This window comes from Streptomyces sp. NPDC104106, assembly GCF_055584345.1.
Genome location: NZ_JBVJMF010000034.1, coordinates 1 through 26,004 on the forward strand (window position 1 = coordinate 1; position 26,004 = coordinate 26,004).

Consider the following 26,004-nt stretch of genomic DNA (forward strand, 5'->3'; position numbering starts at 1 on the left):
CCAGCGCCTGCTGGAGAACCGCGTCCACATCGAACTCGTCCACCACAACCACCCGCATCCGCCCGACATGACCCCCTTGATCCACATTCTCCGCCCGGTCGTTTCAGCAGGCGGCCGAGACAAAGACAAGCAGGTCGTGAGCCCCGGTGCCCGTGTGCGCGCGGCAGCAGGTGCCGGCCGTCTGCCGGACGGGCAGCAGCTTTGAGCTGTTGCTCTGTTCTGCCGGGGGTGGGTGCTGTCGGTCTGGGCGGTAGCGGGCCTCACAGAAAATTCTCGTGCAGGCGGTCGTGGCGGCGAGGGTGGCTGTGTGACGGTGGGAGGTAAGACAACGAGAGCGGTCGGCATCTCTGGGTGCCGGTCTTTGGGGGATTTCGGGGGCTCTGACCGCAGTTCCGTGACGCCACCGGTCAGCGCTGTCACCCGGTGATGACACCGTTGATGGGAGTTGCCCCATCGCCGGTCGGTGCCACCCCGGTCCCGGCCGCCGGGACCGGTCAGTAGATGGTGAACCCGATCAACACCAAGCCCCAGGGCGCGAAGATCACTGGAACTGATATCAGCCAGCCCATCCTCCAGGAGGTCCTGGACCCGACGAAGGCGCAGAAGAGCGCCATCAGGACTGTGTAGATCAGGAAAGCGTACGCGATGACCACCGCGAACCCCACCGTGCCTCCTCGCTGACATCTGCCGCCCCCGATTTGGGCGCGGATCAAGCACTGGGCCTGCGTCGGCTGCTTTACCCGGCCGCACCGCACTCGTGATCCGGCACGTCAGGGGATCTGGGACTCGATGTGGGCGAGGTGGGCGGCGAGGATCTCCTCGAACGCGGCGCGGCGGTCTGCTCCGAGGGGGTGGATGTCGCGGGCGAAGTGGGCCAGGGCGGGGAAGCGCTCGGGGTCGGCGCCGAGCACCGCGACGCGGAACTGCTCCATGCCCTGTTCGTACTCCTTGGGGGTGAGAGTGCCGATCCCGGCCTCGGAGGAGATCAGCGCGGCGAGGAGGATCACGATGCGGTGGTAGCGCGCCGGGACCTCCGCGTCGGGCAGGCCCGACGCGCGCAGGGCCTGCAGCAACTCCTCCATGACCAAACGGGAACCGGTGCCGCCGGACCCATAGCGTCCCCACACCGCAGCGAGTTGGAGCTGCTCGCCGAATGCCTCGCGCAGGCGCAGGGCCAGGGCGGTGACGCGCTGCTTCCAGTCGCCCTCGGGGTGGTAGCCGTCCATGGTGGCCAGCAGGATCCGGTCGGCGACCGCGCGCAGCAGCTCGGTCTTGTTGCGGAAGTGCCGGTAGAGGCTGGAGGAGTCGGTCCCGAGCGCCGCGGCGAGCTTACGCACGCTGAAGGACTCGGCGTTGTCCGTACGCAGCAGTTCCGCCGCCGTGTCCAGGATCTCCTCGGTCGACCATCGCCGTCGGCCAGTCATCTCGCCCCTCTCGTCACGCTCGAGTCTAACCTATGCACTTGCTGATGCACGCGGTGCGTGCATAATGGGGGCGACGTACTTCAACCACGAGGACACACCCGGCACTTGGCCGGGAGGGGAGAAGGGCACATGGGTGAGACCACGACTGCCACGCGGCCGCCGGAGCCGGACTTCTCGGCGATGACAACCGAGGAACTGCTCGCCTATCGCGAGGCGGAGAACCGCTTCAGGGCCTCCGGCGCGGCCCGGGTCATCCTGGGAGAGCCGCACCCCGGCGCCGCGATCGACTGGCAGGAGATCGCGCTGCCCGGCCGCGACCTGCCGGTCCGGGTGTACCGGCCGACCCCGCCGGGAGACGGCGAGACCGCCGCCCGAACCGACCTGCCACTCGTCGTCCATGTCCACGGAGGCGGCTTCGTGGGCACGGCGGCGCAGTGCGACTGGACCAACAGCCACCTTGCCGCCCGGCTGCCCGCGCTCGTCGTCTCGGTCGAGCACCGCCTCCTCGCCTCCGGCAGCCCGCTCGCGAACGCCGCCGAGGACGGCTGGGACGTGCTCGAGCACGTGGTGCGGGACGCCGCGCGGTGGGGCATCGACCCGGCACGCACGGCCGTGTTCGGCGAGAGCTGCGGCGCGCTGATCACCGCCCTGACGGCCATCCGGGCCCGAGATGCCGACCTGGAGCTCACGGCGCAGGTACTGGTGAACCCCGTAACCGACGTGACCAGCACGATGTTCGACTACGCCTCGATGACCGAGTACGCCTGCAGCCCGACCCGGGCCCTGCCGCTCCTACGGTTCTTCCGGGAGCTCGCCGTCCCACCGGGATACGACGCCCGCGCGGTCTCGCCGCTGTACGCGGACGACCTGAGGGGGCTCGCCCCGGCACTCGTGGTGGTGCCCACCCAGGACGCGGTCGCCGACCACGGCCGCCGCTTCGCCGATCGGCTGCGTGCGGCCGGCACGCCCGTCCAGCTCTCCGAATACCCGGGCGCGAAGCACGCGTTCCTCACCCTGCCCGGCGTAGAACCTCAGGCCGAGGCCGCCCAGACGGAGATCCTCCAGTTTCTCCGCAGGGCCCTGGCGCAGTGACGGAGGAATGATGCACTCCACCACCAACGGACCCGATGGCCCAGAGGTGTGCCGTCTCGGCCTCGGCTGCATGAGCATGACCGGAAGTTACGGCACCGCCGACCCGCACGAGGCCGCGGCAACCGTGCTGGAGGCGCTCGACTCGGGTGTCACGATGTTCGACACCGGCGACTTCTACGGCGACGGAGCGAACGAGGAACTCCTCGGCCGTACACTCGCGTCGTACCGTGATCGGGTCGTGTTGGCCACCAAGACCGGCGTCCGCCGTACCGTCGAGGGCCTGGCTCCCGCCGGTTCACCCGCTGATCTGCGACGTGCCTGCGAAGCCTCGTTGCGCCGGCTGCGCACCGATCACATCGACCTGTACTACCTCGCCCGCATCGACCCCGCCATCCCCGTCGAGGAGTCCGTCGGCGCCCTGGCAGACCTGGTCGCGCAGGGCAAGGTGGGCCGCATCGGCCTGTCCGAAGTCTCCGCCGGCACGCTGCGCCGCGCCCACGCCATCCATCCGATCAGCGCAGTCCAGACCGAGTACTCGCTGTGGGAACGCCACGTCGAGAACGAGGTCCTGCCCATGCTCCGCGGCCTCGGCGCCACCCTGGTCGCCTACAGCCCTCTCGGCCGCGGCCTGCTCACCGGTGCCGTCCGCGCCACTACCCGCTACGAGCCCGGCGACTTCCGCGCCACCGCGCCCCGCTACAACGGCGACGACCTCAAGGCCAACCTGGCCGTCGTCGACGCCATCGCCCGCCTCGCTGCGGCCAAGGGCGCCACCCCCGCCCAGGTCGCCCTCGCCTGGCTTCTCGCCCGCGGCAGCGACGTCATCCCCATTCCCGGCAGCTCCCGCCGCCCGCACCTGCGCGACAACCTGGCCGCACTCGATCTGCACCTGACCGCGACCGACCTCGACGCCATCGACTCCGCCGTGCCTGACACCGGGGCCCAGGGGGCCCGATACAGCGACCACGGCATCGCCCTGATCGACCGATGAGGAAACAAGCTCCCTGATGACGAACCCACCCCATGCACGCGGGGCGCTGGCAGCAATGTACGCGGGCCTTGCGCTGACCGTCCTCGCGACGATCGCCACGTACGTCGACCGCGGCACCACCCATCTCCTGGCCGACCACATCCGGGCCGGCTACCCCACGTACCCCCAGGCGCGGGTCGACTCGGCCGTCACCGCCTACCTGGCCGTGCTGTCCGTCATCGGAGTGCTCGGCGTCCTCGCCTGGCTCACGACGGCCTGAGCTGTCAAGGCAGGCAAGCGGTGCGCCCGCCCCACCGCGACCGTGATGTTCGTGATCGGCACCAGCGTCGGACTGACCGGGCTGCTCACCAAGGACACCTCAGGCGAGACCGTGAGGTTCCCCCGTCATGCGGGAGGTGCTGATCAGCTGGTCAGCAGGGGTTGATGGGTGTTCAGATTCGTTGGTTCGGCCGTCGCCTGCTCGGCGTAGTGCTTCTCCTCGAACTCTGTCGGGCTGAGGAAGCCGAGCCGTTCCTGGATGCGGCGGGAGTTATAGAAGCCGTCGATGTATTCGAAGAGCGCGAGGTTGGCCTCGGCCCTCGTGGTGAAGGTGCGGCCTCGGATGCATTCGGTTTTGACGAGCATCCAGAGGTTCTCCGCGAGGGCGTTGTCGTACGAGTCCCCGACGGGCCCCATGGATGCTTCAACTCCCGCTCGTAGCAGTCGAGTTGTGAGCTTGATGGATGTGTACTGACAGCCGTGATCGGCGTGATGGATGAGCTTGCCGGGCTCGACCTCACGGGACGCGAGCGCGTACTCCAGGGTGGTCAGGACCAGATCGGCGTCCGCGCGGGCAGAGGTCTCCCACGCGACCACCCGGCGGGAGAAAGGCGTCCCGGATCGCCGAGAGCCACAACGGTCCCTCGCCGCTGGAGACCATCGTCAGGTCGGTGCCCCACAGCCGGCTCGGCGCCGGTGCGGTGAAGTCCCGGTTCACCAGGTCCGGGGCGGGGGTGGCCTTGGGATCGCGGCGGGTGAAGCCCTTCCGACGCGGGCTGACACCCGCGATGTCGGCCTCGCGCATCAGCCGCTCGACCCGCTTGCGGCCCACGCGCGTGCCCTCGCGTTTGAGGACGGCGTGCACGCGCGGCGAGCCGTAATTGCCGCCGGACTCCGCGTGGATCTCCTTGATCCTCTCGGTCAGCTCGACGTCGCGGCGCCGTCGTTCGCACGGCTCCTTTTCCGCGCGGCGCCAGCGGTAGTAGGTGGAGGAGGCGATGTGCAGTTCCCGCAGGACGCACTCGACTCCCAGGCGGGGATGCTCGTCGACGAGCGCCGTCACCTGGGCCGGGTCGGGTCGAGTTGCGCCCCGAAAAACGCAGACGCCGTCCGCAGCACGTCGTTGACCCGCTTGAGCTGGGCGTTCTCCTTGCGCAGCGCCACCAGCTCGGCCCGCTCGTCGGTGGTGAGCCGGTCGTCGCGCTCGCCGGCATCGGCCTCGGCCTGCCGGATCCAGCCGCGCAGGGCCTCAGGGTGCACACCGAGGTCGACGGCAAGCTTCTTGATCTGCGGCTTCGGGGCGGAGGTCCGGTACATCCGCACCGCACGCTCACGCAACTCCAGCGAGTACTTTCTGGGGGCGGCCATGGCCGATGTTCCTCTCATGAGAACCATCTGACCCTCTGTCAACGCACTCCGTATCTCGGGGGAACCTCAATCTGGGCAGACGGCGGCTACACCGGCAGCCTCGTCGAGCACTGCCTGGCCGCGTTCGCACTGGTCCTGGCGATCGTGAAACGCAGCGACGACATGCGCGGCTTTGTGGTGCTGCCCAAGCGGTGGATCGTCGAGCGGTTCTTCGCCCGCCTGATGCGCACCCGTCGTCTGGTGCGCGACTTCGAAAGCCGCACCGCCAGCGCCGAGGCGATGGTCTACTGGTCGATGACCCTGCTCATGACGCGCCGCCTTGCCCGGCCGGGCCCTGGGCGAGGGTGAACCGGCCCGGCTGCCGCTCGGCCAGCCAGCCCCGCGCGACCAGGCGTTTCGCCTTCGACCGCAGTGCCTCCACTCGTGCCGGGACCTCGTCCATGCCGAACGTCTGGGCCATCTCCTGGCAGGTCAGCGGCCCTTGATGGAGCCGGTCCCGGTCCGCGAGCGCCGTGAGAATGCGCTGGTAGTCCACCGACAGCACCGACCAGTCCAGCCCCTCACGCCATACCGGCACCTGCGACTTCGGTTTTGCAGCCTGCCTGGCCCCTGACGGCGTCTCCGTGTTCTGTGGGCCCGGAGCGGCCTTCTGATCAGCAATGTTGCCGTCGTCCGGAGCTAGGACGGTGCCCACTCGTCTGCGCGCAACCGCCCACTCCTGCCATTCCTGCTCGGCCGCGGCCAGCTCGGCCTGGATACGATCGGCTTCCTCCCGCAGCCCGTCGACTCGACGGCGAGCAGCGAGCTCGTGCTCTTCCAGTAGCCCGACGACCGAAGGCATCCGCAACCTCCCGAGGAGCGACAACACGACACGCCACCACTCCCACCGAGTCACCCACACTATGCCTGACCAGCGAAAACGCCGCCCTCAGATTCGGAACGACAACAGCCACTTAGGCCAGCTGAAGCGTCCACTTCTGGTTGGCCTGGTTGTAGCCGCAGTCCCAGATGTCAGCAGCAGCGCCGTTGTCCATGCTCCAGCCGCCGATTTCCAGGCACTTGTTGTAGCCGATCATGGAGGTGATGATGCCCGAGGTTCCCTGCATCCACTGCTGGTTGGAGCCGTAGTTGCACTGCCACTGGTCCGCCGTGGCGCCGTTGTAGTTACTGTTCGCGCCGGCGATCTCCAGGCATGCACCGCTGTTGACGTTCCGGAAGTACACGATGCCAGCCCTGCCGGGGCTAGTGTCGTCGACCCTCACCCACTGCTGGTTGGCACCACCGGTGCAGTCCCACTGACGGACCTGGGCCCCCCAGGACTGACTCCAGTCAGCGACCTCAAGACACTTGCCACTGTTCACGTTATGGATGGTGAACGTTCCGCCGTCGGAGGTGGAGGCGTGCGCCGGCGACATTGCAGGGCCGAGCAGCAGAGTGAGGGCTGCGGCGCTGACCGCGACCGAGCGGGAAGCGGATATACGAAGACTCAAAGACACTGCGCACCTCAAGATCAGTAAGTGAGTGAGCGGTTCCGACGGCGAATCACCGTAGTTCAGGCTTGCCGATGGGCGGCGGCACGTCCTCCCAGAGGATCAAAGACGCCCCCGCCGAGGGAGGTCCGGACTCGGAATCAGGGCTCCTGGTGCTCTCGGCGTCAACGCCCACGGGCCGCACCGCAGGCCCTGCCCTCATGCGTCCACCGCTCCGCGATCACCCGATCGGGACTCCCGATCGATCAGCAAATTGCGTGATCGGTACGACAACGGCTTCTGACGGTAGCCGCCCTCTCTCGGATGAGAAGGCGGCCATCGCCGTGTCTGTCAGTACCAAATCTGATATTTGTTGTTGTGGTTCGGGTCGCAGGGCGTGGTGTACATGTCTCCGTTGCCGTTGCCGTCCAGGCACCAGCCCGTTTCACGGTTCACGAGCTGGAAGCCGTTGCCGACCGACACTTCCTTCCACTGCTCGTAGTAGTTGGCGGGGCCGCTGCACGGTTCCAGGTACGCCGAACCGGGGCTGGAGTCATTGGGTGCCCAGTAGGCGGTGAGACAGACGCCGGTGTTGTGCACCTTCTCCGTCCAGTACTCGCCGGTCTGGTTCTCCAGCCCGCTCTGGGAGTCGTCCCACAGGACTCCCTGCTTCTGGCCGTCGTTCCAGCAGATGGCGTCGCCGCTGAGCCAGTAGCCGTTTGCGCCGTTGTGCCACATGAGGCAGTGGTCGGTGGACCTCTGGGTCCAGGTGATGCCAGACCCATCGGCGTATGCGCTGCCGGTGGCGGCGAGCGTCAGCATGGGTATGGCGGCCGCCATACCCAGGACCTTGGCGATGTACGCCTTGCGCATAGGAGTACCCCCGTTTGAAGACTTGGTTCGTCCGGACGTGTCGTTCCGGCTTGATCAACGATCCCGGGATGCGAAGAGTCGATCAAGATCTGATCTGCACAGTCTGGGGTTCCGGTGTGCACAGTGAGCGGCGCTGGCCGGTAACCTCCCCTCATGCGCATCCTGTCCGAGCCTGTATCCGCGAATGGGCGCCGTGGCCGGGCTGACGCCATCCTTGCCATGCAGCGGGCGGCCCGCGGCAGAGGTAGCGGCTCGCTGCTGCGCTGGCTGGCGGCCCGCACCGGCGCTCGGCTGCTGTTGATCGGCTCCGACGGCGCCGTACTGACCTCCGAGGGCGGTTGCGAGGCGGCGGACTTTGCCCTCGCCCGGCAGGCCGCTGATGAACTGAACGCCCGAAATCTGGACTCCGTCGTCCTCGACGTCGGCTGCCGCACGATCGTGATCGTCCCTCTGGGCGGCGACGCGCCCGTGCTCGCCGCGATCACGCCGCAGCCGCTACCGGAGGGCCTGCCCCTGCTGCTCGCCGACGCATCATTGCTGTTGGAACTGTGCTGGCGGCTGGAGCACGCCGAGGGGCAGCGGCGTCGCCTGGAGCTCACCGAGGCCCGCACCCGCGAAGCGGTGCTGCATCTGCTGATGAACCGTCACGTGGCCACCGCACGGCAGATAGCCAACCTGCAAAGGCCCGCGCTGCCGGACGTGATGCGGTTCCATGTCGTGGAGTCCTCGTCACCGCGCGTGCGCGAGGACGTGGCCCGCCAGTGCACGCGGCTGGCGCCCGGCGCCTGGGTTGTCCCCTGCCCGGTCTACCACGACCATGTGCTGGTCCTAGCCCCAGCCGAGCCCGCTGAGACGGCCTCGGCCCTCGCCGCGACGCTGGCCGGGGCGTTGGACGACTGTCTGGTCGGCGTCAGCGACATCGTTCCGCTGCACGACACGGCTATCGGCTATGAACAGGCCTTCCGCGCCCTGGTCACGGCGCGCTGCCGCGCCGGCCGTTGGGCAGCCTTCGCGGACCGCCCAGATTCAGTGCTGGTCATGGGCACGGAACTGCAGCAGTGGGCCCGGCACCTACTGGCCCCCCTCCGCTCCTACATCCCCCGGCGTCCGCAAGACCCGGACGGCGCAGAGCTGTCCGTCACGGCCGCCTCCTGGCTCGCCTTCTCCACGCAGGCAGCCGCGCTGCTCAAAATTCACCGCAACACCCTCTCGGCGCGCCTGCGCCAGGTCGAGACCCTGCTCGCACTGGACCTCGAACGCCTCCCCGGCCAGGCGGTCCTACACCTGGCCCTGCGTGCACAGACGCACCAGGCCGGAGAGGTGGCCCCGCCACCGGGCCCACCCGCCCTACTCGACGACCTGCTCACCCGCTCCGCCGTGCTGCTCTGGGCACGCGACCTGCTGCGTCCCATCGACGAATCGGGCCTCGGACCGACGTTGGACACCTGGCTGCGTCACGATGCCCGACTTGCCCCGACCGCCGCCGAACTCTCCCTCTCGACCACTGCCGCCCGCAAACGCCTCACCCGACTTGAGGAACTCCTCCAACGTCCCCTGCTGCGGCCTCCCAGCGCCCGCCACGAACTATGGCTCGCCCGCCGCGCCCTGCTCCTCGCAGACCGTGTGACCCACCCCGGACGTCAACGAGACTGTTCGTGATCTGCTGAAGGGTGCTGGAACGGCACGCCGACTCCGAGGGATCCGGTGCCTGTTCAGGCACCGGCCCTCTGGCGTGGGCGGCGGGTGGCGTACCACCCAGCTGCCTGTGTCGAGGTGTCCACGATCAAGGCGGAGGGCCCGTCGACGGTGCCCCCTTCGGCTCATGGGGAAGCGGTGTCGTTGCTGGCACAGGAGAAGGTGCCGGGAGGAGTACCCCACTTTGCGGGTTTCTGTCGGTCGGCCTCAGCCTCGCCCCCGCCCGAACCACGTGAGCGCACCCCGAAAGGGCGGCGACGCCCGCAAACGCCTCGCCGCCCCCACGCTGGCCATGCTGCCCCGCGTCGCGGACTCCCTGTCCTTCCTCTACATGGACATGGTCCGCATCGTCCAAGACGACACCGGCGTCTGCGCCCGCGACACGGACCCGCACCGGGCTGCAGGTCGAGGCCGAACTTGACCCGGGCTCGTATCCCACAGGCACTACGGCCAGCAAGGCGTACCTGGACTCGCTCCCGATCGAGCAGCACCTCGAGCGCGGAACCTGGAACTACACCATCCGCCCCGACGGCCCGGCCCCCAGCGAGCACGAAGCGGTTCGCAAGCCCGGGGAAACGGCCCGCACTCAGTTCCTGGAGATGCTGGCCGACCCACTGCTCACCGGGATGACGCGGGAAAAGCTGGCTGCGCTGAGCGATCGGCTGGCTCCCGCGCAGGCCGCGCAGCGGGAAGAACGCTGCTACCAGCACCGCGGCGGACGACGGCGCAAGGCGCCCGGCGACCATGGCCGCCCCCTGCTGACCGGCCCTGACAAAGTGCTGATCACCGTGCTCTACCTGCGGCAGATCTGTTCCCAGAAGGTCTTGTACGACATGCTCGCCCTCAACGACCGCACCATCAGCAAGGCCATCGGCGACACACGACGGCTGCTGGACGACACCGGCACGACTGTCGGGCTCTCCTCGGTTCGGTTTGCCAAGCCGGACCACCTGGTGGCGTTCCTGCGCACCGGAACGTCACCCACCGAAGTCCGGCCCGCGCTCCCGGAACAGCTCTGCGACCCGGCACTGACCGGCATGAGCCTCGCCGACCTCCACGCCCTGATCGACCGGCTCTCGAAACGGCAGGCCGCGCTGGTCGAACGACGGCGCTTCACGCAGCGCGGCGGCCACCGCCAGCCCGGAACCCGCGCCGGGGTGTTCCGACAGAAGATCACCGACGCTGAGCGCGTCCTGGCCACCGTCCTCATGGACCGAAAGGTCTGCACCGGAGGAGTCCTCACCGAGCTCTTTCAGATCACCAGAGGCACTCTCACGAACGCCTTCCGCGACGTCCGCCCTCTGCTGGAAGACGACGGAATCACCTTCCCGCCGGCACCGGTGACGCACCGCACTGTCGAAGCACTCCTCGCCAGCACTGTCACGAACTCCAACACGCCGACAAAACAAGCAACTTGATTACGTACGGGTTCAATTTCCTGCGCAACTGCTTCGCACACATCCCCAAGGGCGCCGGCGAGATGGTCGCCGCGACCATCCGGACCGTCTTCGCCCAGCCCACCACCCAGGCGGTCCGTTCCCAGCTGGACACCGTCGCCGACATGCTCGGCGAACAGTTCCCCAAGGTCAAAGAGATGCTCCTGGAAGCGAAGGAGGACCTGACCGCGTTCGCGATCTTCCCTACCCAGCACTGGAAGAAGATCCAGTCCACCAACCCCCTGGAACGGCTGAACCGGGAGATCAAACGCAGGACCGACGTCGTGCAGGTCTTCCCCAACCCCGACGCACTCCAACGCCTGGTCACCGCCGTCCTCTTCGAACTCCACGACGAGTGGATCGCCTTCCCCCGCCGCTACCTCCCCGAAGGGTCGTCTTGCCCGCACCAGGCCGCCAGCGGTCAGCGTCAGCGCTGTTCCGGCTCCTCGCCGGTCGATGCCGGGGCGGTCTGGGCAAGGCCGGCGAGCAGTAGGTCGATCATGCGGCGGGCCTGGTAGTCGGGGAAGTTCTCCACTCCGATGCACAGGTTGCCGATGGCGAGCATGAAGTCGTAGGCCCGTACGTCGGAGCGCGTGTATCCAGCGGCAGCGGACGCCTTCAACAGCTGGTCGAGCACAGGCATCAGGCGCTCGACGAACTCGTTGTGCAGGCTCTCGAATCCCGCTTGGTCCGAGTGCAGCGCCTCGGCGAGGCCGTGCTTGGTGACCAGGAAGTCGGCGAATCGGTGGACCCACTGCCGCAGGACCTCGTACGGCGTGCCGGCAGCCGGCGCCGCGTCGACGGCGGCGGCGAGCGCGTCGACCTGATGCCGGAAGACCGCCACCACCAGGTCCGCCCGGGTGGGGAAGTGGCGGTAGATCGTGCCCATGCCGAGGCCCGACTCCGCAGCGATCTCCCGCACGGGGGCGTCGATCCCCATGCGGACGAAAACGGCCGCGGCCGCGTCCAGGAGCTTCTGCTCGTTGCGGCGTACGTCGGCTCGCTTACGTCCTGCAGATGCTGACGGCGTGTCGGCCGTGGACATCGTGCACACCTCCTGCTTGCAAAACGGAGCGACGCTCCGTATCGTGAACCGGAGCGGCGCTCCGGATTCTCATTTTGCCAGACACCGCGCAGCAGGGGCCCACTGGGCTCGTCCGAGAAAGGCATTCGTCTCATGAGCGACAACACGTCCGCCGACGGCGGCAACGACTTCACCACCCCGGTCATCTCCGTCAACCCGATCTCGCTGGCCGCTCCGGACCGCGGTCAGGACCTGCAAGTACGGATCACGGCGCCCACAGCCGGCGGCAACCTGCCCGTCGTCGTCTTCTCCCATGGCATGAGCCTGACCATGGACGACTACGTACCGCTGGTCGGCTACTGGGCCGCCCGCGGGTTCGTGGCAGTCCAGCCCACCCATCTCGACTCCCTCGGCCTCGCCCCCGACGACCCGCGCTCCCCGCTCATCTGGCGCCTCCGCACCGCCGACCTCACTGCCGTCCTCGACCAGCTCGACACGATCGAAGCCGCTGTGCCCGGCTTGGCCGGCCGCGTCGACCACGACCGCATCGCGGTCGCCGGACACTCCTGGGGCGCACAGACCGCCAGCACCCTCGCGGGTGCACGGGTCGTAGGCGCCGACGGCATTCCCGGTGAGAGCATGGCCGACCCGCGTGTCAGTGCCGCCGTGCTGCTGTGCCTGCCCGGCACCGGCGGCGCCGACCTGAGCCCGCTCGCCACCCAGTACTTCCCGTTCATGAACCCTGATTTCGCCGAGCTGAAGACGCCCAGCCTCTTGGTCGCCGGAGACCGCGACCAGTCCCCGCTGACGGTACGCGGTCCGGACTGGTTCACCGACGGCTACCGGCTCAGCCCGGGCGCCACCGATCTGCTGACCCTGTTCGGGGCGGAACACGGACTCGGCGGCATCCAGGGAGCCAACGACACGCGCACCACCGACGAAAGCCCCGAGCGTGTCGCACTCGTGCAGCAGGCCACTCTGGCGTACTTGCGTACCGCGCTGGGCCTCGACCAGAGCGCATGGCCCACCGCCCGTCGGGCGCTGACCGCGGCCGATGCCCCGCTGGGAAGCATCGACTCGAAGTGACCAGCCTCCTCGTGCCGACCGGCACACCCAGTTTTGGAAGCGATGTCCTGGGCGCAGCCGGGAGTCCAGGGATGCGGGTTGCAGGTGCTCGACTTCGACCTCGCGGCCGCGGTTGCGGAGTTCGCGGGCCAGGAGCTCCGTGAGTCCGCTCGCGCTTTTCCGGACTGAGCGGCAGTCGATAACCTCGACCTTCTGCTACTGCCTGACCAGGGCAGAGAGGGCCATGGGATCAGCACTCATTGGGCTGGTCGGCGGACTGCTTGGCGCCACAATCGCGCTGTTGGGTTCCGTCATCTCAGTCCGCCTCCAGGCTCGCCAGGGGAAGGAGAAATGGCAGCGAGACCGGCGCCTCGCTGCGTATGACGGCGCGCTCCGCTATCTACTCAAAGCCGCATACCGCCGGTCGAAGATCAACGCCGATGGTGGCAGCGTCCTTGCGAAGGAGCACATCCGCGAGTGGTTTGACGACTTGGTTGAGGCCCCGTTCTGGCTTCATTCACTGACCACCTGCTGCGGAAAGAGCCAGCTCCAACGTCCACTCGATGAAGCCGTTGCTGCCATGACCTCCAGTGGAGGAGTCAGCGCGCAAGGTGTATCGCCATGGGGAACTTTGCAGGCGGCCATCCAGGCAGTCACGGAGAGCGCTCGGGCTGATGGGGCATCCCTCCCTTCGGTTCGCCGTTGACCTGCGTGCACGACGGTGCCGGATCGAGTCCGAACTCAGGAATCGATCACGAGGCGGCCGTCTTCAGCACACGGGGAGGTGGACGTGGAGGTGCTCGACTTCGACGTCACGCCGCGTTCGCGAAGTGCTCGGGCTGAGCCGTGACGCGGTAGTTGGAACCTGGCCAAGAATGTTGGCACTAGCTAGGGCCTGTATCGAGTTCGGATCATGTAGTGCCCTGATAGAACGGTCGGGTGGCGCGTGGTGATGTGACTGATGCCGAGTGGGCGTTGATCGAGCCGTTCGTGCCGGTGGCGGCGACCGGGCCGTTGCCGAGGCGGTTTCGCGAGTTCGGGCGTGAAGGCGGAGAAGTCGGGGCGGAACGCCTTTTTGGCGAAGGCGGACAGCGTGGCCGAGGAGCTGGTGATCGTGCGCGGCCCGGAGCCCGTGTGCAGCTCCGGGGCCGTGCTGCCGTCAGTGTTCTCGCCGGACTCCTGGATCGTCAGGGGCAGGCCGTTGGGGAGTTCGCATGAGCGCTCGGTTCAGGGCGTGAGCAGCACCTTTCCGCGGATGTCGCCGCGCGCGTAGATGTCGTGCACCATCGCGGTTTCGGCGAGCGGGTACCGCGCGCTGATCTCGATGCGGAGTTCTCCGGCGTCGATGAGCTTCGCGAGGTTGGCGAGCTGGTTCGCGTCGCCGCGCGTCTGCATGTTCACGCCGCGCACGTCGCGGGCCGTGTCGCCCGCCGCGGGGGTCGTGAGGCTGACGATCACGCCGCCGTCCTTGATCAGGCCGGTCAGCGCGGCCATGTCGGCCTCGGAGGCGCCGACGGTGTTGAGCACCGCGTCGACGGGCTCGGTGATCGCCTTGGCCGGGCTCGTCACGGTGTAGTCGATGACTTCGTCGGCGCCCAGCGCGCGGACCGCGTCGGCGCTGCCCGGGCTCGCGGTCGTGATGACGTAGGCGCCCGCGCGCTTGGCCAGTTGCACCGCGATTCCGCCGATGCCGCCCGCGCCGTTGACCAGGACCCGCTGCCCCGCCTCGATTGCGGCGTGCTCGAAGACCGCCTGCCAGGCCGTCACGCCGACCAGCGGGATGGCCGCGGCGTCCGCCAGCGGGATGCTCCCGGGCGCCGCGGCGAGCAGGTCCTGGGGCACGGCGACGAACTCGGCCGCGGCCCCGTCGCTCACCGGCGGCACGGGGCCGAACACCTGGTCGCCGACCTGCCAGCGGGTCACGCCCTCGCCGAGCGCGGCCACGCGGCCGGCCACGTCGAGGCCGGGAACGTGCGGCAGTGCCAGCGGGAAGACCCCGCTCATGTAGCCCGCGCGGAGCGCGGCGTCGAGCGGGTTGAACGAGGTCGCCGCGACCTCGACCAGCACCTCGCCCGCCGCCGGCTCGGGCCGCGCGGCCTCCTCATAGCGCAGCACGTCGGAGTCGCCGTACGCGTGGAAACGGATCGCCTTCATGGTGGACATGGGGGAGCCTCCAGCTCGTTCGCCCTTTGTGCTTCGAATTCGAAGCACAAGGCGACGCTACACCTGCTTCGAATTCGTAGCAAGTACAATGGTCGGCATGCCCGAGGACTCCGCGCACCCGCAGCCGCGCCCCGACCAGCTCGCCGCCTACTTCGCCGTGATGGAGGTGGGCAATCTGCTCCAGCACGCCGTCGATCAGCAGTTGCGCGAGGAGGGCGGGCTGAGCTACATCCAGTTCCAGATCCTGGCCGCGCTGGGGGAGAGCGCCGAGGGCCGGCAACGGATGACGGACATCGCGGACCAGCTGGTGCACAGCCGCAGCGGGCTGACCTACCAGGTCTCGCAGCTCGCCGAATCAGGCCTCGTGGCCAAGGAGTCCTCGCCCGAGGACGAGCGCAGCGTCGTCGTGGCGCTCACACCGAAGGGCCGCGAGCTGCTGGAGCGGGTGCTGACCGGTCACATCGAGACGGTGCGGCAGATCTTCTTCACACCGCTGAACGACGAGGACGTCACCGTCCTCGGCGACGTCCTCGGCCGGGTCCGCGATCACATGCGCGCCGTCCCGCCGAGGTCGGCGGCGCCACGGCGCAAGCGCGGACAGTAAGCACAGGACAACTAGCGTGTCGATCGCGAGGCGTCGATCTTGCGCGCCAGGTCGTCGCCGACCTCGATGAGGAGCGTCCGTAGTGCCGCGTAGTGCGAGGTGCTCGCGGCGCCGATGTGGAACCACATGTTGTTGCATTTCGTGGGCCACGGGTGACGATCGGACTTCGTTTGGCCGTGAGAGAGCACGATGGGACGGGGAGCAAATCTGGGCTCTCCTTGAGTGATGTGAGCCCAGACGAAAGCCGAGGCCCCCTGGCGGGCGTAGTCGTCCAGGCGAGGATTTCGCTCGAAACGAGGTCGAGGTAGGGCACGAACGATCTCCTGCCATTCGCCAGGGCTCAAGCTCCAGTTGTCCAGTGCGGTGCGGCGTCGCCGGTAGTCGACGGGGCTCGGGGCATCGTCGAGTTCTCGTGCAAGAGCCCGAAGAGCGGTTGTGAACCGGTCGGGAGGGTGGCTGGCGAGTTGTCGGTTAAGCGCCCGGCTGATCGCGAATTTGCCCGCTTGGGTGATTCCCAGGTAGGAGGCTGCCTCGGCCTGGGCGCCACCGATCCTCCACTGGACGAGTTTGACGGCAGCCAGTCGGCGTGCGGCTCGGGTATAGGTGCCCCAGCCGAAGACGGCGAGGTGGCGTTCGAATTGGTCATGCTCCAGTGCGGCGGCGATGTGTTCCGGCTGGTAGCCGGCCGTGCGGGTCGGCGCTCGCAGGCCGGAGGCGCCTCCGTTGCGGCGGAAGGCTCGAATGGACGGTTCGGCGGCGAGCAATAGCCTCTCCGAGCACAAACTCCTGTGTCGGTTGAGGATGTGACTCCAGGGGGCGAGGCTGGGCAGGCCGCTCCAACTGGCCCGATGGTGGCCGGCGAGGGTGAGTTCGAGATCGTCTGTGCCCAGAACGGCCTCAGCGGCGAGGAGGAGCCCCGCTGTCGCCTCGGGGCTGTGAGGGGACGAGTAGAGGCTGCCGCTGCGGTTTGCTTCGTGAACATGGCGGGCCACTGCGGAGGCTAGAGCTGGTGTCAACAGGTCCTGCCCCGTGGGCCAGGACGCGCAGAGCAGAGCGGTGACGACTCGCAGGTCCGCGAACTGCTGGGTGGCCTCCTCGGCTGCCGTGTCAGCGTCCAGAAGGCCCAGGAGACGGGCCTGCAGCTTGATGATCGCGGGGCTCGGGTCAGACCCGGAGTTGGAACGTTGGTCGAGGCGGACTCTGCAGGGCGTGTGGGTGAAGCCCGGCTCGTGCTTGATTCCAGGGGTCGGCAAGCGGCATTCGGCGGGGTGCAGGTCGGCATGCTTGGCGCCTGCGAAGAGGGGGGTGACTCGGCTGGGCTCGTGGTTCCTCGGGCAGCCGTGGTGAAGGAAGGACAGGTGGTCCGGGCAGAGGAAGGCGATGGGTAGCTGCCAGACTTTTCTCCAGATGCCGCCGTACTTCTGCTGGACGGTGCTGCCGTCGCCGGCGAGGCATCGCGGGCAGTAGCGGGGGCTGTCGTTGAACAACCAGCTGTCGAAGACCTTCGCCGCGGCCGGGGATCGGGAGATGGGCGGGTAGCGGTCGGCCCAGGGCCGGAGTGTCAGTTGCTCGCCCTCGGCCTCGGTCAGGCGGGTAGCGCGGGCGAAAGCGTCCGTGCGGAGGTCCAGATGGAGCCGTCGGCTGACCCCCTTCTCTGAAGCGCTGCCGCATCCGAGCAGTCGGGTGAGCCGGTTCGGCTCCAGGTGGAGCCGGTAGGCAAGCCGCAGGAGGTAGCCGTTCAGGGATTCGCCTGCCAGCGGTTCCAGGCTCATGCCCAACGGCCGCGCGAGCTCGTCCGCCCTGTCAGCCATCGGCGGCCGGCCGTTCTCCGCGGTCGTCGAAGACCGTGTTGCGGGGCCTGCTGGCGGACTTCTTTGCTGAGGTGGTCGGTGGCGCGACGTTCTGGGGGATGTCGGGGACTTCGCCGGTTTCCGCGTCGAGGTCATCGAGATTCCCGAGCCGGATCGGCGTGCTTCTGAGTAGTTCCAGGGACAGTCGTTCCTCACCGCTGGCGATGGCCCCGGTGCAGCCGGCCTCGATCAGGCGACGCAGCAGGCCGACGATTCCGCGTGAGCGCCGGAACAGGTACTCCGGCATGGAGCCGCTGGTGAGCATGCCCTCGGTGGCACGGAAGAGCCGGAGCTGGTCCTCAATGCCTGCCAGGTGGTCGAGGAAGGCGGCGATCCCGATCGGGGTGGTGTAGTCGAAGGGGTCCAGGTCGACCAGGTCGAAGCGGCGGTCGGTCTGCGTGTCCGCGGCCTCGTTGTGGCTTCTGCCGCGTCGGATGTCGGGCAGGACGTACTGATTGGTTCTGGCATCGACGTAGGCTCCGCGCAGGAGACCGGACTTCGGGATGTCGACGCCGATCAGCACGAGGGTGACATTGAGGTCCATCAATTCGCGGATCAGGTCCAGAGTGTCCTGCTCGTCCTGCCGGTGAAGCCGGAGTCGGGTCACATCGTCGATCAGCAGGGCCGTGGTGTTGTGGTCCCGGATCGAGTCCCTGACGGCGCGTACCAGGTCGTCCAGCGTGCCGGGGTGCGGGTTGCCGTAGACATCCAGGATGTTCTTGCACAAGGCTTTCGGTGTCGCCCGGACCGGTAGGCGGCAGTAGGCGACGGGAACGAACAGGTCCCGGGTCCCGGGCATGCTTCCCGGCAGAATTTGGTGATAGACCTCCCGCCACATGTCCTCGAAGGCCGCAGCCGCGCGGCAGGCCGTCTCGGTCTTCCCCTGGAAGCCGCCTCCGTTGATCATGAGGCCGTCCAGGGTGCCCGGTGCGAATCTGACAGCGTTGTTCTGCAGCCGGCCGAGCATCAGGTCGGCGACCTTCGTGCTCATCGGCGTCTCCTGGAGCCGCATGTTGACATGGCTCGCGGTGCGGTGCATGTCGTGCAGCCCCTTGCGCCGGGGACTGAGCGCGTCGTACTCGCGCAACGACAGCCGCGGGGCCGGGATGAACGCGTCACGCGTCAGGCGCCACTGCTGCCAGCCCTCGTGGCGGGTTCGGTCCGGCCTCGGTCCCATCCGCAGGAACTGGGCGAGCGGGCTCTCATCCTGCGTTGGGCGCACCGGCATCGACGTCCTCCTGATCGTCGTCCTCGGGCAGGGCGAACACATTGCGTGTGCGGAAGCTGGCCCCCAGGGTGGGCGGGGGTTTAGGGGTGGCGGAGACGGTGGCCTCCCGCCGTCGGCGTCTCTCTGTGTCCAGGCTGTCCTGGGCCTGGCGGGCGCGCTGCGGCCACTGCAGCACGGTCACTGCCGCCTCCTGCCCCTGCGCGTCCTCAGACTCGGCGGGCGTCGCTGCGGAGCGGTCGGCCTCGGCCGCTTTGGCCTGGGCGACCTCGCGGGCGTGCTCGGTGCGCTGCGACTTGTTCATCTGGGTGGGCCACTGGCTGACCGGGATGGTGGATCCGATCAACTCCAGAAGCACCGGTAGCAGTTCCGTGTCGGACTTCGGCTTCATCCCGCAGGATGCGGCCTTCTTCAGCAGGTCGCGGACGCGGGCGTCGCCGAAGGCCGGCATCTGGCCTACTGCAGGCTGACCCGTCCAGGCCAGAGGGTGCCAGGCATGCGTGATCGGGTCCTGGAAGAAGACCGTCCGCCGGTCGCGGGGGTCGCGCCGGATCAGCCACTGGCCCTTGCGCTTGCCGCCGCGTGTCGAGCGCTGGCCCCGGTAGTCGCGCAGGATCTTATCGTCGTCGTACCAAAGTCCGCGGATCTTCACTCCGCGCCGGGCGTCGATGCGCACGTAGTGTGCGGGCAGCAGTTCGTAGAACAGCTCTGGGGAAGGGATCTCCATCTCGAGACCGGCCTGCGCGAACGAAGCCGCGAACAACGAGTTCGGACTGTGGACCCCCTCTGGATCCCAGCTGGGGGCGTACTCGCCCAGTTGGCGCGTCTGCCAGATCTTGACGATCCAGGTGGCGATCAGGTGTTCCATCTCGTCCACGGTCAGCACGGCGTCGGCCGCCGGATCGGCCCCGCGGTCGGCGACGTCGACCCCGGTGTAGCCCGTCAGCAGCTCGAACAGCAGCTGCCTGCACGTGCCGAATGCCCGCTCAAAGGCCGCCTTGTCCTGCGGTCGAAGAACACGGGAGGGAAGGATGTTGCAGCCCAGAACGCGCTGCACTTCGATCAGGTGGTGGTTCCGGTAGACGGCCCCGTGGTCGGTGGTCACCGTCTCCGGGGTGAAGAACGGCAGGCCGGCGACTTTGTGCCCGGCGAACTCCGAGACGACGGCCGCGGGCAGGCCCGGGTAGGGCCATTCCATCTCATCGCCCCAGTCCGCTCGCATCGGTAGCGGCATCATCACGTCCCGCAGCAGCATCGCGACGTCCACCGCCGTGTCGGAGACCAGCGTGAGTCGGAACGCGACCAGCGAATGCGTGTAGGTATCGAGGGCGATCGTCAGATGCGGCTTGATCGGGTCGCCGAAGACGCCGTCGCGGACCATGACCGGCAGGACCGTGGTGTCCAGCGCGACGACCTGGCCTGGCCTGTGGACCACCACATGTCCGTTCTTTACCGGCAGTTCGGCCGACCGCGCATACCGCTGACGCGCACCGCCTGGACCGAACCACTCCTTCCAGACCCGGCAGAGCGTCCGATAGCTCGGCACCTTCGTCTCCTGCTCAGGCGTCTCACCGGTGTCCGGGTCCTTCGAGTCGAACGTCTCCCGCACGTACTGCCGGATCATGCGGTCCTTGGTGCGCATCGATACCTTCGCCCCGCGCAGAGTCTCCTCACGGACCGCGAGAATCGCCTCCCGCACCTCCTCCGTAACCGCCGGGTGACCGCCGCTCTCCCGCAGCCAGCGGTCATCTGCGCAGCCGATCAGTCCGAACCGCCGTCGCCCGGTCTCCCACCGGATCAGCGTGTGCAGGCTGACCGCATCCAGTCCCAGCAGCTTCGCCTGCTGCCGGTCCATCGCCCGCAATTCGGCCACCTTCGCCCGGCGCCGGCCCGTCAGCGTCGTAGCGTCCGGGTCGTACTCGGGTTTCGGCTCACCAGGCCCCGGCCTCAGCCGATCACCGCTGCGAAACCCTGTCGCCACCTCCAGAAGATGGGCCATCCTCAGCTCGACGAGCTCCCGGCGGCCCTTCTTCAAGTCCTCGACCGTCTTGGGCTGGCGCCCCCGGTCAGCGCCGGCCGACGCCGTTCGCGAAGACGGCCGACAACCCGGATGGTTGGCCAGGAACCGGAAGCTCACCTGCTGACGGATCCCATCGGAGGCAACCAGCTGAACCCGCCCCAGGTGTGGCTCCCGTCGCTCGACCGTCCACTGTGTGCCGTCCAGCACCAGCCCGGCCCCGGGCGACAAATCCAGCACCGCTCGTGCCGGCCTCATGCCACCACCGGTGAGCAGTCGCCCAGAGGTTCGGCGAGGTTCACCCCGAGCCTCCGGTGCCAGAGCAGGTGCAGCAACTGGGCTCGGGCCAGAGGCTCGTAGGCAGCCGTTGCGGCGAGCTCGCCAAACGTCAGGCCCTGTCGCGCGGACGCCACAAGCCCTGGCCGCAGGCGCAGCGGGTCGGACAACGGCCGCCGCCGCGAGGAGAGAGCGTCTAGGGCCGACGAAACGTGATCGCGCCAGCAGGCGGCCACCACGTAATGCCAGCCGCAGGCGAGCGCGACCTCGGCCGCCGCAGCGAAGGACTCCCGGTCCTCCTCCTTGATCAAAGGCTCCGGGCGCACGTCGATCAGCCAGATTCCCGACCGTGTCACCGCGAGGAAATCCGGCGTGTGGCTCCGGCGCTTGTCCACCGTGCCGAACTGCAGCCTCAGCGGCTGCGAGACGACGTCGACCAGATCCCCGGCGAAGTCCAGGGCCAGCAGCAGCCGGGCCTCCTCCAGACTCTCCGCACCGTGGTGACGGCCGGTACTGACCAGGAACTGCAACCCCGGGCGATGGCCTTGCTCCCGCCGCCACGAGAAATGCCGGATCGGGTCACCATCCACCAGCGGTACCCGGATGAGTTCCCGTACCGAGCAGGACACCTGGTCACGGCCCGTCTTCCACGTCACCGTCCACCGACTGGTCCAGTCTTTATCCAAGTCGAGGCCGGCCTTCCCCGCCTCGACGGACACCGGGACGAGAAGTTCACCCCAGGCCGCGCTGTGCGACCACACCGGCCCGGCCGGAACCCCTGCTGCCGTACGCCCCGCCGCACGCGGGCTTTCGCTCGACCTCATGCCTCCAGAGAAATCCCGCCTCGGCCCTCGGGGCGGTGGTTGCCCGGAACTGGTTCCAACAACGATGACAAGTCGCCGCAGGTTGCAGGAAGCGTGACCATGTGCTTCCAACTTGTGTGTCCCGCGCGGGATCAACTACCAGGTCATCACAACCCGATGGTTCCAACTACCGCGTCCCGGCACACGGGCAAGGAGTTCTGTAAGTCCGCTGGCCCTTTCCGGACTAGGGCCTGTCCGGTGGGTCCACGTGACTGCCTAGCATTGCGATCGTTCCGTCCAGCATGGGGCGGGGCGATCTGTCGAATGAGGAATGGGCCCGTCTGGGACCTCACTTGCCGAAGAACGTTGGACGCGGAGGGCGTTGGAAGAACCACCGTCGAGTGATCAACGGGATCCTGTTCCGTCAGCGGACCGGCATCCCGTGGCGGGATCTGCCGACGCGGTTCGGGAAATGGAAGACGGTTCATGACAGGCATCGAAGGTGGTCGGCGGACGGCACATGGGACAGGATTCTGCGGGCCGTCCAGGCCGATGCCGACGTGGAGGGCCGCATCGACTGGTCCATGGCGAGTGTGGACTCCACCGTGTGCCGCGCCCACCAGCACGCCGCCGGTGCTCGCAAGCAGGCACCGCGGAAACCCGGTAAGCGCACCCAGCCCGTCCAGCATCGCCCCGATGAAGCCCTCGGTCGTTCACGCGGCGGACTGAGCACAAAGATCCACCTGGCTGGTGAAGGCGGACTGCGGCCTCTGGCGCTGCTGGTCACGCCCGGTCAGTGGGGCGACGCCCCACATTTGATCCCGGCCCTGGACCGAATCCGCGTTCCCCGCCCGGCAGGCGGGCACCCGCGCACCCGGCCGGACCATCTGAGTGGCGACAAAGCGTACAGCTCCCGCCGCAACCGCCGTTACCTACGGCGCCGGCACATCAAACACACCATCCCCGAGCGCCGCGATCAGCGGACCCACCGCCAGAACCGCGGCAGCCGAGGAGGTCGACCCACCAGCCTCGACCGTTCACGCTACGCCCGCAGGAACGAGGTCGAGCGGACAATCAATCAGCTCAAGAGCTTCCGGGCCGTAGCAACCCGCTTCGACAAGCGGGCCTACGTCTTTCACGGCACCGTGACTGTAGCCGCGGTCCGACTTTGGCTTCGCTCGTGACACGCTGGGCGGTCCTCAGCGTGATGTCGGCAGGCCGAGGTCGGCGGCATTCATGAAGTCGAGCATCTTCCGGTTGGTCAGCTCCGCGTGGTCGATCTGCGGGCCATGGCCGGTCCGGGAGATGATCTCGGCCCTTGCGCCGGGGATCAGCCGGGGCACGCGTTCGACCTGCCGGTCGGGGTGCACCAGGAGGCTGCGCCTGCCGAGCACCAGGTACAACGGCGTGCGGATGGCCCCCAGTTCGGCGTCGGTGAGGGGTTGCGGCACGGGCCGGCGGATGCGGTAGGCGCGGACGCCGGTGCGGATCATGGTGCGCAGTTCCGGGACGACGAGGACGGGTTGTTCCAGCCAGGACGCGAGCCGTGGCCGCAGCGCCTTGGGGGCGAAGGTGGCGAACAGACTGGCGAAGATCCACACGAAGAAGCGCAGTCCCACCTTCTCCAGGCCACCGGGGTCGAGCAGCGTGACCGAGGCGAGGCGTTCCGGCGCGTGGTACGCCTGGTTCAGGACGAGCCAGCCGCCGTACGACGAGCCGAGCAGGTGCACACGGTCGAGCCCGAGGCCGGCGAGTGTCTCGTCCAGCCACTGCGCGGCGCGCTCGGGCTCGTGGATGGGCGCGCGGTGCACGCTGCGGCCCGGGTCGCCCGGGGTGTCGATGGCGTAGACGGGCCGTTCGGTGCTGAGGGCGGGAGTGTTCGGGTACCACATGGCGGAGCAGGAACCGGCTCCGTGGACGAGGACGAGGGGGGTGCGCTCGCGGGCGGCCGGGTCCTCGGGGTCGTAGCGGTAGACGTGCGTGGTCCCGAAGGACGTCTCCACGTCCCCCTCCCAGGACGCGGGCGCGCCCAGCGCGTAGACCGCGTCGCAGGCCGCGAAGTAGCGCGCACGCCAGGCGTCGCTGACAAAGCGGCCGACATCGGGCTGGGAACGGGCTGTTGTGGGCTCGGGCACGGCCACCTCCTGGGCAGTCGATCTTTGTGATACGAACGCACCACAAACGTGGTACGGCTGTATCATCAAAAATCGGAGACCCGATCCGAGGAGCGGAGAGTCGAACCATGCCCAAGCGCGTGGATCACGCAGAGCGGCGCACCGAGATCGCGCAGGCCCTCGTCCGGGCCGCCGGACGGCAAGGGCTGCACGCTGTGGGTATGCGGGACGTGGCGGCCGAGGCGGGCGTCTCGGTGCGGCTGGTGCAGTACTACTTCGAGTCCAAGGAGAAGCTGCTCCTCTTCGGACTGCGATACCTGGCCGACAGGTTCGGGGAACGGGTGACCGCCCAGATCCGCGCCGCCGATGGCAACCCCGGACCGCGGGCAGTGATCGAGGCGCTGCTGACGGCGGCCCTGCCGGTCGACGAGGAGAGCCGCCTGTTCCATCACCTCTACACCTCGTACGCCGTGCTGTCGGTCACCGACGAAGCCCTCGCGGCCCAGCCCTTCATCAAGGATCCCGACACCGCCGAGACCACCCTCGCCGGGCTGCTGCGGCAGGCGGCGGACGCCGGCCTGCTCCAGGCCGGCACGGACACCCACGCCGAAGCGGTCGGCCTGCTGGCCATGTCCGCGGGGCTCGGCACCAGCGTCCTGGTGGGTCAGCGCGACGCCGACTCCGCCACGGCCGTCCTCCACTACCACCTGGACCGGATCTTCCGGCCCTGAAGCACGGACGCCGCCGCCCCCGAGCCAGGACACCCGCGAGGAATTCTCGCCTTGCCGACCGTGCCCCCTGAGCCTCTGCTACGCCCACGAGACCCAGGCGGACGATGCCGGTGAAGCGGCCTCCGCCTCATGTGAGTTGAGAGACGTCCGGGGCGCCATGCTTCGCAGACCGTGGTCTTACGGAAGCGGACACTGCCCTTCAACTTGGCAGTCACGCGACCCATCAGACACGCCCTAGAAGCTGTGTGTGAGCTCTGCATGACAAGTCGAGGAAGGCCTGTGATACATGTGCCGCTGGTCCTGGTCTGCGCGGTGAGGGCCGCGACGAACACCCTGCTATGCCGCTCATGATGATCTCGAGTACTGCGGATGCCTCCACCGGCCATGCCTGATCTGATGAACTACCGCCGAAATTAGCTAGGTTGCCATCACCTCACCCGACGTCCGCAAGGGAGCGGCAGCCATGAGCCAACAGCAGAAGACCTTCCGTGCTATCGAGGTCGGCGACGGAAGCGATGGGCGATGGGCCACCCATGCGCAGGCTCTGTGGCCGCTCGCGGAGGGGTGGATGACCGAGGAGAGCCGGACCTTAGAAGGCGCGGGCCGTGCTCGGCGGCTGTTCGAGGCGCACATGCCGGAACTGGTCCCCGTGCTCGATCGCCTCGCCGGTCAGCTGGACCGGCCCGAAGCGAAGACCTTCCTCACCCTCGTGGCCTTGCGACCCTTCTTCTCGGGCTGCACTCAGATCGGCGGCAGTGGCACCCTGCTGCGCAACTACGACTTCAGCCCCGATGAGTGCGAAGGCACTATTGTCTCCTCCCACTTCCTGCGACCGGTGATCGGAATGCAGGATGCCGCCTGGGGCTTGCTGGACGGGATGAACGACGCCGGGCTCGCGGTCTCACTCACCTTCGGTGGACGATTCGTCCACGGCCCGGGCTTCGCCATACTCATCGTCCTGCGCTACCTGCTGGAGACATGTACCACCGTTGACGAGGCAGTCGGCAAGCTGAAGTCCATACCGATCGCAATCCCCCAGAACGTCACCCGCGTCGATCCCGAGCAGGCACTGACGGTGTTCGTGGGGCCGGACATCTCACTGACTGAGGCACCGGACGCCTGCGCTTCCAACCATCAGCACATGCCGGTGCCTGACGAGCAGGAGCAGTCCTCCCGGACACAAGAGCGGCTGAGCGCCATTCGCGCAGCCGGCACGGACGTCGCGGCGATGCTGAAGCCGCCGCTGTATCAATCCGCATACGAGGAGTGGCTGGGAACCGTCTACACCGCCCATTACAGGCCCTCCGAGGGTCGTGTGACCTACTACTGGCCGGGCGAGTCGTGGGAACAGTCCTTCGACGACTTCGCTCCGGGATCTCGCACCATGACCATCGGCCAGGCTGGCTGAGGGAGCGCCGTGGGCCCCCCGGGGGGGGGGGGGCGGCGGGCGGGGGGGGGGGGGGGGGGGGGGGGGGGGTTTGGGGGTGAAAATTTGCGGGGCGGGGGGCGCGGGGGGGGGGGGGCCG

Annotated in this window: 27 protein-coding genes and 3 pseudogenes; 15 read left to right on the plus strand and 15 right to left on the minus strand. The window is 68.2% G+C overall.

Annotated elements, in window-relative coordinates:
* Positions 1-205 (plus strand): hypothetical protein (locus ACZ60X_RS42265; RefSeq protein ID WP_469610872.1); only part of this gene is annotated, 205 nt, incomplete at its 5' end.
* Positions 206-494: 289 nt separating this feature from the next.
* On the opposite strand, the gene ACZ60X_RS42270 is transcribed toward ACZ60X_RS42265, so the two are convergent.
* Both ACZ60X_RS42270 and ACZ60X_RS42275 read right to left on the minus strand, forming a co-directional pair.
* Positions 495-665 carry a hypothetical protein gene (locus ACZ60X_RS42270; protein WP_469610874.1) on the minus strand — a complete coding sequence of 57 codons (171 nt, stop codon included), beginning with the start codon at positions 663-665 and terminating at the stop codon, positions 495-497.
* A 105-nt stretch (positions 666-770) separates the two neighbouring features.
* Entirely contained in the window at positions 771-1,424 is a 654-nt protein-coding gene (locus ACZ60X_RS42275) for a TetR/AcrR family transcriptional regulator (protein WP_469610876.1), read from the minus strand.
* A 129-nt stretch (positions 1,425-1,553) separates the two neighbouring features.
* Here ACZ60X_RS42275 and ACZ60X_RS42280 point away from each other — a divergent pair, with 129 nt between their 5' ends.
* Genes ACZ60X_RS42280 through ACZ60X_RS42290 form a run of 3 tightly spaced genes read left to right on the plus strand, consistent with a single transcriptional unit; the run spans position 1,554 to position 3,766 of the window.
* Positions 1,554-2,516 (plus strand): alpha/beta hydrolase, encoded by a 963-nt coding sequence (locus tag ACZ60X_RS42280; protein ID WP_469610878.1) that lies wholly within the window; start codon positions 1,554-1,556, stop codon positions 2,514-2,516.
* Positions 2,517-2,526: 10 nt separating this feature from the next.
* Positions 2,527-3,507 (plus strand): aldo/keto reductase, encoded by a 981-nt coding sequence (locus ACZ60X_RS42285; RefSeq protein ID WP_469610997.1) that lies wholly within the window; start codon positions 2,527-2,529, stop codon positions 3,505-3,507.
* Positions 3,508-3,523: 16 nt separating this feature from the next.
* Positions 3,524-3,766, plus strand: a complete 243-nt coding sequence (locus ACZ60X_RS42290; protein WP_469610880.1) for a hypothetical protein — start codon at positions 3,524-3,526, stop codon at positions 3,764-3,766.
* Positions 3,767-3,909: 143 nt separating this feature from the next.
* Here ACZ60X_RS42290 and ACZ60X_RS42295 read toward each other — a convergent pair whose 3' ends face one another.
* From ACZ60X_RS42295 to ACZ60X_RS42305, 3 genes are read right to left on the minus strand one after another with little or no spacing between them, the layout of a single operon-like run.
* Positions 3,910-4,362, minus strand: coding sequence for a transposase (locus ACZ60X_RS42295; protein WP_469610882.1), 453 nt, complete (start codon positions 4,360-4,362; stop codon positions 3,910-3,912).
* The gene (locus tag ACZ60X_RS42300) at positions 4,283-4,828 is read right to left on the minus strand and encodes an IS3 family transposase (RefSeq protein WP_469610884.1); all 546 of its coding nucleotides are present in this window, start codon (positions 4,826-4,828) and stop codon (positions 4,283-4,285) included. Before ACZ60X_RS42300 ends, ACZ60X_RS42295 begins: the two co-directional genes overlap by 80 nt.
* Positions 4,825-5,133 (minus strand): transposase, encoded by a 309-nt coding sequence (locus tag ACZ60X_RS42305; RefSeq protein WP_469610886.1) that lies wholly within the window; start codon positions 5,131-5,133, stop codon positions 4,825-4,827. Before ACZ60X_RS42305 ends, ACZ60X_RS42300 begins: the two co-directional genes overlap by 4 nt.
* On the opposite strand from ACZ60X_RS42305, the gene ACZ60X_RS42310 reads away from it, so the two are divergent.
* The gene (locus ACZ60X_RS42310; protein ID WP_469610888.1) at positions 5,020-5,481 is read left to right on the plus strand and encodes a transposase; all 462 of its coding nucleotides are present in this window, start codon (positions 5,020-5,022) and stop codon (positions 5,479-5,481) included. The two genes, ACZ60X_RS42305 and ACZ60X_RS42310, sit on opposite strands and share 114 nt — an antisense overlap.
* On the opposite strand, the gene ACZ60X_RS42315 is transcribed toward ACZ60X_RS42310, so the two are convergent.
* The 3 genes from ACZ60X_RS42315 to ACZ60X_RS42325 form a co-directional block, all read right to left on the minus strand.
* A complete protein-coding gene (locus ACZ60X_RS42315) occupies positions 5,438-5,974 on the minus strand; it encodes a hypothetical protein (protein ID WP_469610890.1) in 537 nt (178 codons plus the stop codon). The genes ACZ60X_RS42310 and ACZ60X_RS42315 overlap by 44 nt on opposite strands.
* A gap of 112 nt (positions 5,975-6,086) precedes the next feature.
* Positions 6,087-6,548 carry an RICIN domain-containing protein gene (locus tag ACZ60X_RS42320; RefSeq protein ID WP_469610999.1) on the minus strand — a complete coding sequence of 154 codons (462 nt, stop codon included), beginning with the start codon at positions 6,546-6,548 and terminating at the stop codon, positions 6,087-6,089.
* 405 nt (positions 6,549-6,953) lie between these two features.
* A complete protein-coding gene (locus tag ACZ60X_RS42325; RefSeq protein WP_469610893.1) occupies positions 6,954-7,475 on the minus strand; it encodes a hypothetical protein in 522 nt (173 codons plus the stop codon).
* A 219-nt stretch (positions 7,476-7,694) separates the two neighbouring features.
* On the opposite strand from ACZ60X_RS42325, the gene ACZ60X_RS42330 reads away from it, so the two are divergent.
* From ACZ60X_RS42330 to ACZ60X_RS42345, 4 genes and pseudogenes are all read left to right on the plus strand, one after another.
* Entirely contained in the window at positions 7,695-9,134 is a 1,440-nt protein-coding gene (locus ACZ60X_RS42330) for a helix-turn-helix domain-containing protein (RefSeq protein ID WP_469610895.1), read from the plus strand.
* Positions 9,135-9,402: 268 nt separating this feature from the next.
* Positions 9,403-9,567 (plus strand): annotated as a pseudogene (locus ACZ60X_RS42335) (type I-E CRISPR-associated endonuclease Cas1e); the annotation flags it as partial.
* Positions 9,548-10,588: pseudogene (locus ACZ60X_RS42340) on the plus strand (ISAzo13-like element transposase-related protein); the annotation flags it as partial. The pseudogenes ACZ60X_RS42335 and ACZ60X_RS42340, both read left to right, overlap by 20 nt.
* Positions 10,589-10,602: 14 nt before the next feature.
* Positions 10,603-11,124 (plus strand): annotated as a pseudogene (locus ACZ60X_RS42345) (transposase); the annotation flags it as partial.
* Here ACZ60X_RS42345 and ACZ60X_RS42350 read toward each other — a convergent pair.
* Positions 11,034-11,651 carry a TetR/AcrR family transcriptional regulator gene (locus ACZ60X_RS42350; RefSeq protein WP_469610897.1) on the minus strand — a complete coding sequence of 206 codons (618 nt, stop codon included), beginning with the start codon at positions 11,649-11,651 and terminating at the stop codon, positions 11,034-11,036. The pseudogene ACZ60X_RS42345 and the gene ACZ60X_RS42350 overlap by 91 nt on opposite strands.
* Before the next feature lie 132 nt (positions 11,652-11,783).
* Between ACZ60X_RS42350 and ACZ60X_RS42355 the strand changes: the two genes are divergently transcribed.
* Positions 11,784-12,716, plus strand: coding sequence for an alpha/beta hydrolase family protein (locus tag ACZ60X_RS42355; RefSeq protein WP_469610899.1), 933 nt, complete (start codon positions 11,784-11,786; stop codon positions 12,714-12,716).
* A gap of 139 nt (positions 12,717-12,855) precedes the next feature.
* Positions 12,856-13,401, plus strand: coding sequence for a hypothetical protein (locus ACZ60X_RS42360; RefSeq protein ID WP_469610901.1), 546 nt, complete (start codon positions 12,856-12,858; stop codon positions 13,399-13,401).
* 521 nt (positions 13,402-13,922) lie between these two features.
* Here the strand turns inward: ACZ60X_RS42360 and ACZ60X_RS42365 are convergent.
* Positions 13,923-14,858, minus strand: coding sequence for an NADP-dependent oxidoreductase (locus ACZ60X_RS42365; protein ID WP_469610903.1), 936 nt, complete (start codon positions 14,856-14,858; stop codon positions 13,923-13,925).
* A 97-nt stretch (positions 14,859-14,955) separates the two neighbouring features.
* Here ACZ60X_RS42365 and ACZ60X_RS42370 point away from each other — a divergent pair, with 97 nt between their 5' ends.
* Complete coding sequence (locus tag ACZ60X_RS42370; protein ID WP_469610905.1) at positions 14,956-15,462, plus strand: MarR family winged helix-turn-helix transcriptional regulator; 507 nt, start codon at positions 14,956-14,958, stop codon at positions 15,460-15,462.
* Between the two features lie 11 nt (positions 15,463-15,473).
* Here the strand turns inward: ACZ60X_RS42370 and ACZ60X_RS42375 are convergent, their stop codons facing one another.
* The 4 genes from ACZ60X_RS42375 to ACZ60X_RS42390 are packed head-to-tail and all read right to left on the minus strand — an operon-like array spanning position 15,474 to position 21,549.
* Entirely contained in the window at positions 15,474-17,273 is a 1,800-nt protein-coding gene (locus ACZ60X_RS42375; protein WP_469610907.1) for a TniQ family protein, read from the minus strand.
* Positions 17,266-18,540: an AAA family ATPase gene (locus ACZ60X_RS42380; RefSeq protein ID WP_469610910.1), complete on the minus strand. Its 1,275-nt coding sequence runs from the start codon at positions 18,538-18,540 to the stop codon at positions 17,266-17,268. The genes ACZ60X_RS42375 and ACZ60X_RS42380 overlap by 8 nt, the downstream gene beginning before the upstream one ends.
* Positions 18,515-20,812, minus strand: coding sequence for a transposase (locus tag ACZ60X_RS42385; RefSeq protein ID WP_469610912.1), 2,298 nt, complete (start codon positions 20,810-20,812; stop codon positions 18,515-18,517). Before ACZ60X_RS42385 ends, ACZ60X_RS42380 begins: the two co-directional genes overlap by 26 nt.
* Positions 20,809-21,549, minus strand: coding sequence for a TnsA-like heteromeric transposase endonuclease subunit (locus ACZ60X_RS42390; RefSeq protein WP_469610914.1), 741 nt, complete (start codon positions 21,547-21,549; stop codon positions 20,809-20,811). The genes ACZ60X_RS42385 and ACZ60X_RS42390 overlap by 4 nt, the downstream gene beginning before the upstream one ends.
* A gap of 386 nt (positions 21,550-21,935) precedes the next feature.
* Between ACZ60X_RS42390 and ACZ60X_RS42395 the strand changes: the two genes are divergently transcribed.
* Positions 21,936-22,817, plus strand: coding sequence for an IS5 family transposase (locus tag ACZ60X_RS42395; RefSeq protein ID WP_469610916.1), 882 nt, complete (start codon positions 21,936-21,938; stop codon positions 22,815-22,817).
* Positions 22,818-22,832: 15 nt separating this feature from the next.
* Here the strand turns inward: ACZ60X_RS42395 and ACZ60X_RS42400 are convergent, their stop codons facing one another.
* Positions 22,833-23,768 carry an alpha/beta fold hydrolase gene (locus ACZ60X_RS42400; protein WP_469610918.1) on the minus strand — a complete coding sequence of 312 codons (936 nt, stop codon included), beginning with the start codon at positions 23,766-23,768 and terminating at the stop codon, positions 22,833-22,835.
* A gap of 107 nt (positions 23,769-23,875) precedes the next feature.
* Here ACZ60X_RS42400 and ACZ60X_RS42405 point away from each other — a divergent pair, with 107 nt between their 5' ends.
* Complete coding sequence (locus ACZ60X_RS42405; protein ID WP_469610921.1) at positions 23,876-24,478, plus strand: TetR/AcrR family transcriptional regulator; 603 nt, start codon at positions 23,876-23,878, stop codon at positions 24,476-24,478.
* A 463-nt stretch (positions 24,479-24,941) separates the two neighbouring features.
* The gene (locus tag ACZ60X_RS42410; RefSeq protein ID WP_469610923.1) at positions 24,942-25,886 is read left to right on the plus strand and encodes a C45 family autoproteolytic acyltransferase/hydolase; all 945 of its coding nucleotides are present in this window, start codon (positions 24,942-24,944) and stop codon (positions 25,884-25,886) included.
* Positions 25,887-26,004 lie beyond the last annotated feature (118 nt).

Coding starts and splice junctions, on each gene's coding strand:
- ACZ60X_RS42355 (WP_469610899.1), top strand. CDS start 11,784: ATGAGCGACAACACGTCCGCCGACGGCGGCAACGACTTCACCACCCCG.
- ACZ60X_RS42385 (WP_469610912.1), bottom strand. CDS start 20,812: ATGAGGCCGGCACGAGCGGTGCTGGATTTGTCGCCCGGGGCCGGGCTG.
- ACZ60X_RS42410 (WP_469610923.1), top strand. CDS start 24,942: ATGAGCCAACAGCAGAAGACCTTCCGTGCTATCGAGGTCGGCGACGGA.
- ACZ60X_RS42280 (WP_469610878.1), top strand. CDS start 1,554: ATGGGTGAGACCACGACTGCCACGCGGCCGCCGGAGCCGGACTTCTCG.
- ACZ60X_RS42275 (WP_469610876.1), bottom strand. CDS start 1,424: ATGACTGGCCGACGGCGATGGTCGACCGAGGAGATCCTGGACACGGCG.
- ACZ60X_RS42315 (WP_469610890.1), bottom strand. CDS start 5,974: ATGCCTTCGGTCGTCGGGCTACTGGAAGAGCACGAGCTCGCTGCTCGC.
- ACZ60X_RS42375 (WP_469610907.1), bottom strand. CDS start 17,273: ATGGCTGACAGGGCGGACGAGCTCGCGCGGCCGTTGGGCATGAGCCTG.
- ACZ60X_RS42380 (WP_469610910.1), bottom strand. CDS start 18,540: ATGCCGGTGCGCCCAACGCAGGATGAGAGCCCGCTCGCCCAGTTCCTG.
- ACZ60X_RS42350 (WP_469610897.1), bottom strand. CDS start 11,651: ATGTCCACGGCCGACACGCCGTCAGCATCTGCAGGACGTAAGCGAGCC.
- ACZ60X_RS42365 (WP_469610903.1), bottom strand. CDS start 14,858: ATGTCCACCATGAAGGCGATCCGTTTCCACGCGTACGGCGACTCCGAC.
- ACZ60X_RS42405 (WP_469610921.1), top strand. CDS start 23,876: ATGCCCAAGCGCGTGGATCACGCAGAGCGGCGCACCGAGATCGCGCAG.
- ACZ60X_RS42320 (WP_469610999.1), bottom strand. CDS start 6,548: ATGTCGCCGGCGCACGCCTCCACCTCCGACGGCGGAACGTTCACCATC.
- ACZ60X_RS42370 (WP_469610905.1), top strand. CDS start 14,956: ATGCCCGAGGACTCCGCGCACCCGCAGCCGCGCCCCGACCAGCTCGCC.
- ACZ60X_RS42305 (WP_469610886.1), bottom strand. CDS start 5,133: ATGGCCGCCCCCAGAAAGTACTCGCTGGAGTTGCGTGAGCGTGCGGTG.
- ACZ60X_RS42290 (WP_469610880.1), top strand. CDS start 3,524: ATGACGAACCCACCCCATGCACGCGGGGCGCTGGCAGCAATGTACGCG.
- ACZ60X_RS42330 (WP_469610895.1), top strand. CDS start 7,695: ATGCAGCGGGCGGCCCGCGGCAGAGGTAGCGGCTCGCTGCTGCGCTGG.
- ACZ60X_RS42395 (WP_469610916.1), top strand. CDS start 21,936: ATGGGGCGGGGCGATCTGTCGAATGAGGAATGGGCCCGTCTGGGACCT.
- ACZ60X_RS42285 (WP_469610997.1), top strand. CDS start 2,527: ATGCACTCCACCACCAACGGACCCGATGGCCCAGAGGTGTGCCGTCTC.
- ACZ60X_RS42325 (WP_469610893.1), bottom strand. CDS start 7,475: ATGCGCAAGGCGTACATCGCCAAGGTCCTGGGTATGGCGGCCGCCATA.